Genomic DNA, 12861 nt, shown 5'->3' on the forward strand with positions numbered 1-12861 from the left:
ACGGTGGACCCTGAAACGAGTTCAGGATGACGAAAATCTGGATTTGGCGTTGCGCACGGACGAGCGCCTCGCGCCATCGCTTCGCCGCTCACGCGACTCGGCCCGGCACCTCCGGATAGGTCGCGATGACCGCTCCCAGCGCCGCCTCCAACGGACCAAGATGCGCGGCGAACGCGCGCCAGGCCCGGTCGCCGCCGCGGAAGAGTGGCTGGCGCACTTGCTCGGACGAGGCGGTGCGCACCGCGCGCTCGGTCGCGTGGAAGCTGAGGCACGCGTCCTCGAAGGCGAGACCGCACGCCGCCAGCAAAGCGCGGATCGACGGCTCGGGCGAGTCGACCAGTTCCTCGTGGATCACGCGGTGCACCGCCGCCGGCTGGACCGCGTCGACGCGCGCCATCAACCGCACATAGTCGCGGTAGTAGCGGCCCATGTCGGTGAGGTCGTAGCTGAAGCCCTGCCCGCGCGCGAAATGCTGCTTGAAGTTGGAGAAGCAGCAGGCGCGCGGCTCCCGGCGCGCGTCGATGATCGTCGCGTTCGGCAGGATCAGGCGGATCAGCGCGATATGCGCCCAGTTGTTGGGCAGTTTGTCGACGAAGAACGGCCGATCGGTGCGCCGCTGCACCGCGGCGCGGCGCAGATACTCCTCGCCCAGCTCGCGCGCGCGCGCGGCGGTGAGTGAGGCCAGCCCAGCGGGATAGTCGCCGATCCGCCGCGCCATCGCGGGCAGGTCGGGGAGCTCGGTCGTGCCCTCGACCTGGCTGTGCGAGGCGAGGATCTGCTCGATCAGCGTCGAGCCGGCGCGCGGCATGCCGAGCACGAAGATCGGGTCGCGCGCGGGGCAGCCCCAGCCGGTGCGCGCTCCGAAGAAATCGGGCGTGGCGAGCGCGACGCTGGCGTCGACGAAGCGCGCGGTCGCGTCGGCGTCATAGGCGATCGCAAGCCGCCGCCGCGCGTTGCCAGCGGCATAATGCGCGAAGGCGCGATCGGCGTCGCCGCGTTCCTCCCACGCCTTACCGAGCGCGAAATCGAGGTGGAAGCGGTCCTCGTCCTCGCCCGCTTCGGCCAGCGCGCGCTCCATCGCCGCCACGTCGGCATGGTCGAAGCGTACCGTCTTGAGGTTGGCGAGACTCCACCACGCCTCGCCCAGCACCGGCCGCAGCGCGATCGCGCGACGATAGGCGGCGACGCCCTCGGCCTGTCGCCCCACCGTCTTGAGCATATGACCGAAGCTCATCCACACCTTGGGCTGCGCCGGCGCGGCGGCGAGCACGCGCTCGTACAAAGCGATCGCCTCGTCGAACCCGCCGAGCCGCCCCAGCGCCGCGGCCTTGAGGTTGGCGTGGCCGAGATGCTCAGGCTCGGCCGCGAGCAACGTGTCGAGTTCGGCGAGCGCTTCGGTCGGCCGGTTTTGGCGGTACAGCACGATCGCGAGATTGGCACGCGCTGCGGTGAAGCCGGGGGCCAGCTCGAGCGCGCGACGCAGCAGCGTCTCGGCGTCGCGGTTGCGTCCGAGCCGCCCCGCCAGCTCGGCCAGCATGCGGATCGCGCGCGCATCGAACGGATCCCTTTTAAGATAGTGGCGGAGCAGCGGCTCGGCGACGTCCAGGCGATTGTCATGGAGCGCCAGCGCCGCGTCGACTAGCAGGGGCGGCAGACGCCGGGGTTCGCGGACAGACACGAGGGACATGGAAGAGCACAACAATCACGCCGGCGCCGCGCGATCAAGCCGCGCGCTCACCTTCTGGGGTCTGCTGGCACTGGTGATGGGCAATCTGATCGGCTCGGGCATCTACCTGCTGCCCGCGACGCTGGCGCCGCTGGGGGTCAACGCAACGCTCGGCTGGGTGGTGACGATCGCGGGGGCGATGACGCTGTCGTTCGTGTTCGCGCGGCTCGCCGCGGCGATCCCCCGCGCGGGCGGTCCTTACGCTTACGCCGACGCCGCTTTCGGGCCGGTGATCGGCTTCGCCACGGCGTGGAGCTATTGGACGCTCGTCTGGGCGGGTAACGGCGCGGTGGCGGTGGCGGTGGTGAGTGCGCTCAGCCTCGCCTTTCCCGCACTGGCGCCGCATGCCGCGATTGCCGCGGTGGTGCTGGTGTGGCTGGCGGTGCTGGTCAACATCCGCGGCGTCGACCTCGCGGTGAGGCTGCAGATGGTGACGATGGTGATCAAGCTGGTGCCGCTCGCCGCGGTGGTGCTGCTCGCGGCCTGGCTGCTGCTGACGCGTGGCGGGGGCGCGGTGGCGCACGACGTGGCGGTGCCGCTGACGGTGACGGGCACCGCCGGCGCGGCGGCGCTGACCTTCTGGGGCTTTCTCGGGGTCGAATCGGCGACGGTGCCGGCCGACCGCGTCGCCGACGCGCGCCGCACCGTGCCGCGCGCAACGCTGATCGGCACCGCCGCCGTCGGCGTGATCTACCTGATCGTGTCGAGCGCGATCACCGCGCTGATGCCGCGTGCCACCGTCGCTGCCTCGCCCGCGCCGATCGCGGCGTTCCTCGGCATCGGCTTCGGCAGCGGCGTCGCGCAGGTCGTCGCATTGTTCGCGGCGGTCAGCGCGCTCGGCACGCTCAACGGCTTCGTACTGCTCCAAGGCGAGGTGCCGCGCGCAATGGCGCAGGGCGGCGTGTTCCCGCGCTGGTTCGCGCGCGAGACCGCGCAGGGCACGCCGGCGCGCGCGCATGTCGTCGCCGGGCTGCTCGTCACCGCGGTGACGCTCGCCAACTTCACCCGCGGCATGGGCGACCTGTTCGCCTTCGTCGCCTCGGTGTCGCTCGCCGCGGGCATGCTCGCCTATCTCGCCAGCGCGCTCGCCGCGGTGAAGCTGCTGCGCGACGACCCCGTCGCGCGCATCGTCGGCGTGATCGCGGCGGTGTTCGTCGGCTGGCTCTCCTACGGGCTCGGCGCGGAGGCGAACGGCTGGGCGCTGGTGCTGCTGCTCGCCGGCGTGCCGGTATATCTCGTCGTCAGGCGCGGCGGCGCCAGCGCGCGCTGAGCCTGCGGTCGGCGAGGATGGCGTGTGCGGCATTGTGGCCCGGCGCGCCGGTCACGCCCCCGCCAGGATGCGCACCCGAGCCGCACATGTAGAGCCCCCGGATCGGCGCGCGATAGTCGCCGTGGCCGAGCACCGGACGCGCCGACCATAATTGGTCGAGGCTCATCCGCCCGTGGAAGATGTCGCCGCCGATCAGCCCGAACTTGCGCTCGAGGTCGAGCGGCGAGTGGATCTGGCGTGCGATCACGCTGGCCTTGAAGTTGGGCGCGTGCGCGGTGACGGTGTCGATGATGTGATCGGCGACCTCCTCGCGCACCTCGTCCCAGCTCCTCCCATCTGGCAGCTCGGGCGCGAATTGCTGGCAGAACAGGCTGGCGACATGCTGCCCCGGCGGGGCGAGGCTGTCGTCGACCGTGCTGGGGATCTTCATCTCGACGATCGGCTGGCGCGACCAGCCGTGGACACGCGCGTCGTCATAGGCGCGGTCCATATAATCCATCCCCGGCGCGATGATGATCCCGGCGGTGTGATGCTCGGCCCGGTCGCGCCCGGGCAGCACGGTGAAGTCGGGCAGCTCGCTCAGCGCCACGTTCATCCGGAACGTGCCCGAGCCGGTCTTGAAGCCCGCCATGCGGCGGCGGAAATCCTCGGGCAGCTCGTGGTCCGCGACCATCTGACGGTATAGCATCGCCGGGCCGACATTGGCAGCGACGATCGGCGCGACGATCTCTTCGCCGCTCTCCAGCACCACGCCCGCCGCACGCCCGCCGTCGACCAGCACGCGCGCGACCGGCGCCTCGACGCTGATCTCGACGCCCTCGGCGAGGCACGCCGCCGCCATCGCCTGGGTGATCGCGCCCATGCCGCCGACCGAGTGACCCCAGGCGCCGTACTTGCCGTTCACCTCGCCGAAGACGTGGTGGAGCAGCACATAGGCCGAGCCCGGCGTCGACACGCCGGCGTAATTGCCCACCACGGCGTCGAAGGCGAAGGCGGTCTTGACGTGATCGTCCTCGTACCAGCCGTCGAGGAAGTCGCGCGCCGATTTGGTGAAGACGTCGAGCAGGTCGCGCTGCGCGGCGATGTCGAGCTTGGCGAGCGGCCACGCCTGGCGCGCCGCGCTGATCAGCTCGAGCAGCCCCCCGCCGGCGTTGGGCGGAATCTCGAGCGCGAGGTCGCGCAGCACCTGCGCGACGCGCTCCAGCGCCGCGTCATAGGCGGGGTAAGCGTCGGCGTCGCGCTGGCTGAAGCGCGCGAACTGTGCCTGAGTGCGCTGGGTACCCCCGCCGAGCGTGAGGTAGGTGTCCGGGAAGGGGAAGAAATTGCTGATCGTCCGCTCGATGATGCGATAGCCGCGATCGTGCAGCTTCATGTCCGCGATCACCTTGGGGCGCAGCAGGCTGACAGTGTAGCTGGCGGTGGAGTTACGGAAGCCGGGGTGGAACTCCTCGGTCACCGCCGCGCCGCCGACGACGTGGCGCCGCTCGAGCACGCGCACCTTGAGACCCGCGCGCGCAAGGTAGAAAGCGCAGACCAGGCCGTTGTGCCCCCCGCCGATGATGATCGCGTCGTACCGCTGCGTCATGGTGCTCCCCCTTGTTCATGTGCTCGGACCTGTCCGCCCGCCCTTCCCCACCCGGCTGGCGTCACCCCGAACTTGTTTCGGGGTCCACCGTCCCGCGCCTCCGGTCGCCTCGGCTCTTGTGGCACGGTGGATCCTGAAACGAGTTCAGGATGACGGCACCCGGTGGAGGTAAGGGGCGCCCGCCCCGGCCTACGGCAGCCCCTCACACCCCGCGCACCCGCCGCGACCAGCCCGGCGACGGGGCGCGGTGCTGGCGCGCCTCGGGGATGCGCTCGCGGATCTTGGCGGCGAAGCTGCGCAGGCACACCTCACTCGCGCCGATCGGCCCGGCGGTGTAGCTCGACGACGCCATCCCCTGCTGCACGCGCTCGATCAGCCAGGTATCCTCGGCGTTGACGGTGCGGTTGATCCGCCAGTTGGCGTAGCGCACCAGCTTCATCTCGCGGCGCTCGTCGGGCAGCGCAAAGCTCATCTCGCGCAGCAGGCTGGTGGTCGGCGTCAGCGGCAGCCACTGCATGAAGTCGATCTGGTCGGCGTAGAGGTCGAACGCCATGTTGGGCCACAGCTTGTAATAGAGCCAGCGCCGCTGGCTCGCCTCGGGCAGATGGTCGACCTGCGGCAGGTGCGTCTGGTAGAAACGCTCCCACGGGTCACTCGAGAGGCGATCGACCAGTTCGCCCGACATTCGGTCGACCCAACCCGCCGCCTCGATCGCGTAGCTCTTGCCGAACAATCGCGTCAGCCCGTCGTGCGCGACCGGGATGTGGAGATTGTCCGAGTAATTGTCGCCGACGTTCTTCCAGTTGACCCGTCGCTCGCGCTCGCGCACGTCGGAGAGGCGGCGCATCGCCTCGAAGCGATAGGGCGCGATCTCGTCGTCATAAGGCGCCATCATCGCCGCCACGCTCGGCCCGCCGTCGTCCTCCAGCCGCACGAAGACGAAGCCGCGCCATGTCTCGAGCTCGACCGAAACGAGCCCGCTCTCCTCCAGGCGGAGCGCGGGATAGTCGCTTTTCATCGGCACGCCCGATAGCCGGCCGTCGAGTTCGTACACCCAGGCGTGATAGGGACAGACCAGCTTTCGGGCGCAGCCGCTCGCCCCTTCCACCAGCCGCATTGCGCGGTGACGGCAGACGTTGTGGAAGCCGCGGATCGCGCCGTCGCTGCCGCGCACGGCCACGAGCTGCTCGCCGAGATAAGCGAGCGTCCGCCACGCGCCCGGCTCGGCCAGGTCGCTCTCGTGGCAGACGATCTGCCACGAGGGGCGGATCACGCGCGCGCACTCGAGTTCGAAATACTCCGGGTCGGAGTAGAGCCAGCCGGGGAGGCTCCAATCCGCGTCGGGATCGGCGTAAGGCAGATCGGTCGAGCGATGCATGGAGACCCCCGCGTGATTGTTGCACGAACGTATAACAACCTCGCTGCGTGAGCAAGCGCGCCGCTCCCGAGGCGCGACGCGCCGAGCTGATCGCCGCGACCGCGCGTGTGCTGGCGGCACGCGGCGCGGCGGGTGCGTCGGTGCGCGTGATCGCGGCGGCGGCGGGCGTTTCACCGGGGCTGGTGACGCACCATTTCGGCGGCGTCGAGCGGCTGGTCGAGGCGACCTACGATCATGTCGCCGCGCGCGTCGGCGACGCGCTGGAGGCGGCGGTGGCCGCGGCGGGCGAGTCACCGCGCGCGCGACTGGCGGCCTATTGCGACGCGAGCTTCGCGCCCCCGATCGCCGACCCCGCGCTGCTCGCGACCTGGATCGCCTTCTGGAGCCTGGCGCAGGGCAGCGCGGCGATGCAGGCCAGCCACGTCCGGCATTACGCGGGCTATCGTGCGCGGCTCGAAGTGTTGCTGGGCGAGACGGGCGTGGAAGCGGACCGGCGGCGGCTGCTGGCCGTGGGACTCACCGCGCTGGTCGACGGGCTGTGGCTGGAGCTGTGCCTGTCGCCGGGGGCCTTCTCGGCGGCGGAGGCGCGCGCGGTAGTGGCGGGATATCTGGCGGGGGTGTGAGGGCGTGACGTAGAGGACGGGAGCGCGATCTGATGCCCCGTTACCCCGGCGGAGGCCGGGGTCCAGTCGGGAAGGCCGTCGTGGGTCGCACCGGCGTCCCCACCTGGGCCCCGGCCTTCGCCGGGGCGGTGCTCGGTCAAGCGGAGCGGATCATGCAAGCCCGCTCCGCCTGCGGATCGCACTGGTTGTGCCCTCGCCTCACTTCGCCAGATCGCCAAACAGCGACACGTAGTAGCGGATCCCGGGAGCGATATTACGCACCTCGGTACGCTCGTTGAGGCCGTGGCTGAAATCGTCCGCTTCCTTGATGAAGGTCGGGCTCGCGCCGTAGCTCGGCACATGGTGGTAGCGGAACCACATGCTGTCGCTCGCCCCCGCCGACATGCTGGGGAAGACCGGCACACCGGGCCATGCCTTGCCCACCGCCCTGGTCACCGCCGCGACGAAGTCGGCGCGCATCGGCGAGGCGTCGTTGGCCACCGATCCCTCGCTCACGTCGCGAATCGCCAGCGCCGGCTCGGCCGCGACCTGCTTGAGCGTGGCCATGACCTCGGCCGGCTTCACGCCGGGAAAGATGCGGCAGTTGATGTTGGCGGTGGCGCGCTGCGGCAGCGCGTTGAGCGCGTGCCCGCCCGACACCATCGTCGACACGCACGTCGTGCCGATCTGCCCGACATAGGCAGGGTCGGCGGCGAGCACCGTGATCGCCTTCGCGTCGCTGGGGTTCTCGGCGAAGGCGCGCATCGCGGCGGCGATCTCGCCGGTCTTCTGCTTGGCCGCCTCGCGGAAGAAGGTGCGCGTCACGTCGGAGAGCTGCGGCGTGAAGCGATACTCCCCGATCCGCACCAAGGCGGCGGAGAGCTGGTTGATCGCATTCTGCGGCCGCGGCGCGGAACTGTGCCCGCCCGGGTTGGTGACGGTCAGCTCAAAATCGGCGTAGGTCTTCTCCGCGCCGTTCCAGGTGAAGAACTGCGGCTTGCCGTCCTCGGCGAAGCGCCCGCCGCCGCCATCGATGTTGATCACCAGCTCGGCGTTCTTGAGCTGCTCGGCGATGAGCGCGCTGGTCTTCATCCGCGTCTCCTCGTCGCCCGAGAATTCGAGCACGATGTCGCGGCGCGGCCTGAACCCCGCATGCTTCATCCGCAGCAGCGCGGTCATCGCCACCGCGGCATCCAGCTTCATGTCGGTAGCGCCGCGGCCGTAAAGATAGCCGTTCTCGACCACGGGAGTGAACGGATCGCGCTGCCAGTCGGCGGGCTTGGCCTCGACCACGTCGATATGACCCGACACCACCAGCGGCTTGGCCGAGGGATCGCTGCCCCGCCAGCGCGCGACCAGATAGGCGGTGTCGTCGACCGGGGTGATCGTCACGTCCGAGTCGGCGAAGCCGCCGGCGACCAGCACCGACTTGAGATAGGCGGCGAGCTGCGGCGTCTGATTGCCCGCGCCGGCGACGCTGCGGAAGGCGATCGCGCGCTTGGCGATATCGAGCGCCTGCGCGTCGGACCCGATCGCGCCGGTGTCGGCCGGCGGGGTCTGCGCCAGGCCGGGTGCCGCGGTCAGCGCGAGCGCCGCGCCGAGAAGGAAGAGATTGCGCCCGATCGCCATGCACGATGCCCTTTGTCGTTGAATGACAAAGCGTATCTCACGGCCCCGCGGACGCAAGCGGGATCGCTGCGCCGGGCCCGCCTCGCATCCGCGATACGCAGCCCGGCGCCCGGCTTGGTCAGGCCTTCTTCGCGCTCAGGTGTGCGCTGAGGTGCTTGTTCATCTCGAACATGCTGGCCGACTTCTTACCGAAAATCTTCTCCAGCTTGGCGTCGGCGTTGATCTGGCGCCTGTCCTTCTCGTCCTGAAGGTTGTGCTTCTTGATATATTCCCAGACCTTGCTGACGACCTCGCTGCGCGGCAGGTCGTTCTTGCCGACGATCTCGGCCAGCTCGGGCGACGGGGTGACCGGGGCGGTGATGCCGCCGCGCGCGCCGCCGGCGGCCTTGCCGGTCGACTTGACCTTCTTCTCGGCCGCGGCGGTCTCGTCCTTGCCGCGCTTCTCCGCTGATCGTGCCATCACACTCTCCTCTTTCCGCAGAAATGGTCCCCACGGCGCATCGGCCGATGCTCTGCCGTCCCACTCTGCCCACGGAGCGAACGCCGCTGCAAGTGAAACGATGCGTCTCTGCCGCCTTCCCAACGGCTCGACGCGATAATTGGTCGCTATGCCGCCGCGGCGGCGGCGCGCGGGCGCCCCTGCCGCCGGGGTCAGAAGCGCGTGCGCACGCTCACCGCGTAGAGGCTGTCGTCGGTGCGGGTGTCGCGCCACAGATAGTCCTCGTTGAAATAGCTGCGGTAGCGCGAGCGCAGGATGTTGCTGCCCTCGACCGTGACGGTGATGTTTCTGGTCACGTCATAGCCCAGGCTGAAGTCGAGCCGGCCGTTGGGGCGGACATAGTTGAGCCACGCCGGCGAGCCGACCGGGCGGACGTCCTGCGTGCCCGAGCGGTCCTCGTCGAAATAGCTCGAGCGATAGGTATAGACCACGCGCGCCGAGATGCCGCTTCGATCGTAGAGCAGGCCGGCGTTGAAATTGTACTTGGAGACGCCCTGCAGCGGGTAGCCAGACAAGGGGTCGTCGCCGCCCACCTCCGAGTCCGCCAGCGTGAAGTTGCCGAACGCGCCCAGACCGGCGAGGTCGCCCGGCAGGAAGGAGAAGAAGGTCTGCGCGCTGGCCTCGATCCCCTTCAGCTTGGCGGAGCCGACGTTGCGCGGGCGCGAGATGTTGTAGGTGATGCCGTCGATCAGCTCGGCGGTGCTGGCGGTGATCACGCGATCGCTGATGTCGCGGTAATAGCCCGCGAGCGCGACATAGCCGTCCTTCCAATAATATTCGATCGTCGCGTCGTAGCTGTCCGACTTCTGCGGGCGCAGCTGCGGGTTGCCGCCCGAGCCGCTGTTGAGGATGTTGGGGTTGGTCGAGACGATATAGTTCAGCCCCGGGTTGAGCGAGCCGAACCCCGGCCGCGCCAGCGTCTTGGCATAGGTGGCGCGGAGCTGGAGCCCGCCGCCGAGCTGGAGCCGCGCGCTGGCGTTGGGCAGCCAGTCGGTGTCGCTCGTCTTGGATGTGGTCGTCACCGGCGTGCCGCTGACCAGTCCGGTGCCGCTGATCGCGCGATCGGTCTTGCTGAGGCGGACGCCTAGGCGGCCGTCGAGCACCACCGGTCCGCTGCCGAACGGCACCTCATAGCCCGCCTGGGCGTAGGCGGCGTAGCTCTTCTCCGCGACGTCGAAGCGGCGGGTCGGATCGAACGGCGGCTGCCCGTCGGGCGCGCCGAAGAAGGCGCGCAGCGACTGCTGCCCGGCCCCTGACAGCAGATAGTCGGTCGAGGGCAGCACGAAGGGCGCGCCGTTGTTGATCTGCGGGATGCCGGGCGCGCGCTCGAGCGGCAGCTCGGTGGCGGTGATCGGCGTAGCGAACGAGCCGCCCGGCGGATTAACGCCGAGCTGGACCTGCTGAAAATTGGCGGTGCGATCGGCGAAGCGGCCGCCCACCTCAATCGTCTTGAGGATGGTGCCGACGTCATAGCTGGCGTCGGCCTTGGCCGCGAACAGCCCGCCGCTGGCGCGCGAATAATCCTGGAACAGCGCGTTGATGAAGGTGAAGCCGGCCGGGTCCGCCATCGGGTTGTTGGGCGCGGTGATCGCGGCGGTCTGGTTCGGGTCGGTCAGCCCCAACGTGACGCTCGGCACACGCTTGCCGATGTCGACGATGAAATTGGCGTTGTTGGTGATCGAGCGCTCGTAGCTGACGTCGAGATTGGCCTTCGCCGGCCCCTGGTCGAAGCGGAAGCCCCCGGCGGCGAGCCAGGTGTCGGTGCGATTGTCGTGCGCCTGGGTCGAGGTGAAGGCCTCGAGATCGTTGAAGGTCGCCGCGTTGAACGAGCAGAGGTTCTGCTGCGTGATCGTCGCCGGATCGGTGGTGGGATCAGGGTTGCCGCGATTGGGTGCGATCGCCGCGGTGAAGCAATTGTCCGGCCGGTCGACGCCGGTGACGCTGCGCGCCGTGCTCAGCCGATATTCGTAGAAGCCGGTGGTGAACTTGCTGCGATAGGCCGAGTAGAGGCCGTCGACATAGACCTCGAGCGCGGGGCTCGCCTGCCATTGCAGCGAGGCGTTGGCCTGGGGGCGCTGATAGCGGCCATATTCGTTGAGGCCGCCCGTCGAGATCGGCAGGATCAACCCCTCGGCGCCCGCCGGTCCGCCGTTGCCCGAGCGGCGGTCGGCGACGTAGTTGCTCGGCCGGTTGTACGGCATGTCGTACCAGGAGACGTTGATCAGCGCGCCGATCTCACCGATCCCGGTGTCCCATCGGTCGGTCGCGAGGAAGCTGACCTGCGGGCCGAGCTTCTCCGCGTTGGACGGGTAGTTGAGCTTGCCGCTCAGCGCGATCGTCGGCTCGGTGTAGTTGAACGCCTTGTTGAGCCGCAGGTCGATCGTGCCGGCGACGCCGCCCTCGATCAGATTGGCGGTGTTCGACTTGAAGACGTCGACCCGCGCCACCGCCTCCGCCGGCAGGTCCTGGAAGGCGAAGCCGCGCCCCTCCGCAGTGAAGATCTCGCGGCCGTCGAGCGTGGTGAGGATGTCGGGCAGGCCGCGGACGAGCGGGTTGACGATCTCGTTGTTGCCGCCGACCGTCACCTGCACGCCAGGCACGCGCTGCAGCGCGGCCGCGGTGGTGGGATCGGGGAATTTGCCGATGTCCTGCGCCACGATCGAGTCGACCACCTGCGGCGCCGAGCGCTTGATCTCGGCCGCGCGCGCGAGACTGGCGCGGATGCCGGTGACGACGATCTCGTCGCCGGTGGTCGCGGTGCCGGGCGCGGCGGTGTCGGGCGCGGCGGCGGGCGGCGCGGCCACGTCGGCGTCGGGAAGCGGCGCGCTATCGCTGCCCGCGGCAGCGTCGGCATTGCTGGCGGGCGGCGTCTGCTGCGCGTTGGGCGGCGTACTGCCCTGTTGTGCGAGCGCGGGAGCGGCGGCGGTCAGCGCCACCACGGATACTGACAGCGCGAGCGTGTGGCGCATGGGACCTCTCCTGACTTGGTCGTCGGGCCGCCCGCTGCGTCGCGCGTCGGTCCGCTATGACATCGACTTATCAGATAAATAGGTAAGACGTAGCGACAACCTTGCTGACCTGAAGCAGGAATATTCAGTGGCGGAGCGGCGCCGGCAGCGCGCGTCGGGTGAGCGGCACCTCCGGCGCACCCGCCGCGCTCCAGCGCACGCGGGCGACATGGGGGGCGCGCCGAGCGGTGCAGCCCTGCCCCGCTGCCTTGTTGGCGTGGTAGACGATCCAGGTCTCGCCGTGGCGGGGCTGGAAGAAGGCATTGTGACCGGGCGCGAACACCCGCGCACTGGGGCTCGATGCGAGGATCGGCCGCGCCGCCTTGGTCCAGCTGCCGGGATCGAGCAGGTTCGCGTCTGGGCGCGCGCGGAGCAGGCCGACGGCATAGCCATCCGACCAGCAGGCACTGCCCGAATAGCTGAGGAAGAGGTCGCCGCGCGGGCCGCGGACGAAGGCTGGACCTTCAAGGATTTGACGGCCGCCTTGCCGCTCCCACGCCCGGTCGGGACGGGCGATCACGCGCTCGGGTCCGGTCAGCGTCCACGGGTTGCGCATCGCCGCGATCGCGAGGACGCTATCGGGCCCGTCGTAAGCGGAATAGACGAACCAGGATCGGCCGCGCGCGCTGAAAACCGTGCCATCAAGCCCCGGCAGTCGGGTGTTGACCCGGCCGCGATCGATCCAGCGCCCGGCGAGCGGGTCTGCGGCGCGGTTCTCGAGCACGAAGACACCGCGATGCAAGTCGTCGTCGTGCTCGGCATCGGCAGCCGTGTAGTAGATATACCAGCGGCCGTTGAGGCGGTGGAGTTCGGGCGCCCAGATCGACCGCGCATTGGCGCCGCGTGCCGGTGGCTGCCAGACGGTCTTCTCGTCGGCCTCGCGGAGGCGGGCGAGATCGCGCGTGCGGCGGATCGCGAGACGGTCGCCGCGCGTCGCCACGACATAATACCAGCCGCCATGAGCGACGACAAAGGGATCGGGGGCGGAGTCGAGGAGCGCGTGCTGTGGTACATCGCGGACCGGCGAGGCTGCGAGCAGCATAGCGGCGGTGGCGAGCAGGCGAAGCGCATGGGACATGTCACGGCCATGGCGCGCTTAGCATTGGCTTTGCAAGGATATGACGCTCGCGCACCGGCGCAGGCCCGCGTCGGGGCGGGGACGTC

At 69.7% G+C, this 12861-nt stretch carries 9 protein-coding genes; 2 read left to right on the plus strand and 7 right to left on the minus strand.

Annotated elements, in window-relative coordinates; all coding sequences use genetic code 11:
- Positions 1-88: 88 nt before the first annotated feature.
- Positions 89-1687 carry a tetratricopeptide repeat-containing sulfotransferase family protein gene (locus QBJ89_RS18450; RefSeq protein WP_277981935.1) on the minus strand — a complete coding sequence of 533 codons (1599 nt, stop codon included), beginning with the start codon at positions 1685-1687 and terminating at the stop codon, positions 89-91.
- On the opposite strand from QBJ89_RS18450, the gene QBJ89_RS18455 reads away from it, so the two are divergent.
- Positions 1686-2996 (plus strand): amino acid permease, encoded by a 1311-nt coding sequence (locus QBJ89_RS18455; protein WP_277981936.1) that lies wholly within the window; start codon positions 1686-1688, stop codon positions 2994-2996. The two genes, QBJ89_RS18450 and QBJ89_RS18455, sit on opposite strands and share 2 nt — an antisense overlap.
- On the opposite strand, the gene QBJ89_RS18460 is transcribed toward QBJ89_RS18455, so the two are convergent.
- Positions 2968-4581, minus strand: a complete 1614-nt coding sequence (locus tag QBJ89_RS18460; RefSeq protein WP_277981937.1) for a phytoene desaturase family protein — start codon at positions 4579-4581, stop codon at positions 2968-2970. The genes QBJ89_RS18455 and QBJ89_RS18460 overlap by 29 nt on opposite strands.
- Before the next feature lie 202 nt (positions 4582-4783).
- Entirely contained in the window at positions 4784-5959 is a 1176-nt protein-coding gene (locus tag QBJ89_RS18465; protein WP_277981938.1) for an aromatic ring-hydroxylating oxygenase subunit alpha, read from the minus strand.
- Between the two features lie 47 nt (positions 5960-6006).
- On the opposite strand from QBJ89_RS18465, the gene QBJ89_RS18470 reads away from it, so the two are divergent.
- The gene (locus QBJ89_RS18470; protein ID WP_277981939.1) at positions 6007-6582 is read left to right on the plus strand and encodes a TetR family transcriptional regulator C-terminal domain-containing protein; all 576 of its coding nucleotides are present in this window, start codon (positions 6007-6009) and stop codon (positions 6580-6582) included.
- Between the two features lie 198 nt (positions 6583-6780).
- On the opposite strand, the gene QBJ89_RS18475 is transcribed toward QBJ89_RS18470, so the two are convergent.
- The 4 genes from QBJ89_RS18475 to QBJ89_RS18490 all read right to left on the minus strand — a co-directional run bounded on the left by QBJ89_RS18475 (position 6781) and on the right by QBJ89_RS18490 (position 12775).
- Positions 6781-8190, minus strand: coding sequence for a M20/M25/M40 family metallo-hydrolase (locus QBJ89_RS18475; RefSeq protein WP_277981940.1), 1410 nt, complete (start codon positions 8188-8190; stop codon positions 6781-6783).
- 118 nt (positions 8191-8308) lie between these two features.
- Positions 8309-8650, minus strand: a complete 342-nt coding sequence (locus tag QBJ89_RS18480; protein WP_431522556.1) for an SWIB/MDM2 domain-containing protein — start codon at positions 8648-8650, stop codon at positions 8309-8311.
- 191 nt (positions 8651-8841) lie between these two features.
- Positions 8842-11658 carry a TonB-dependent receptor gene (locus tag QBJ89_RS18485; protein WP_277981941.1) on the minus strand — a complete coding sequence of 939 codons (2817 nt, stop codon included), beginning with the start codon at positions 11656-11658 and terminating at the stop codon, positions 8842-8844.
- A gap of 124 nt (positions 11659-11782) precedes the next feature.
- Positions 11783-12775 carry a glycoside hydrolase family 43 protein gene (locus QBJ89_RS18490; RefSeq protein WP_277981942.1) on the minus strand — a complete coding sequence of 331 codons (993 nt, stop codon included), beginning with the start codon at positions 12773-12775 and terminating at the stop codon, positions 11783-11785.
- Between the last annotated feature and the right edge of the window lie 86 nt (positions 12776-12861).

This window comes from Sphingomonas phyllosphaerae, from assembly GCF_029623345.1.
GTDB lineage: Bacteria > Pseudomonadota > Alphaproteobacteria > Sphingomonadales > Sphingomonadaceae > Sphingomonas > Sphingomonas phyllosphaerae_C.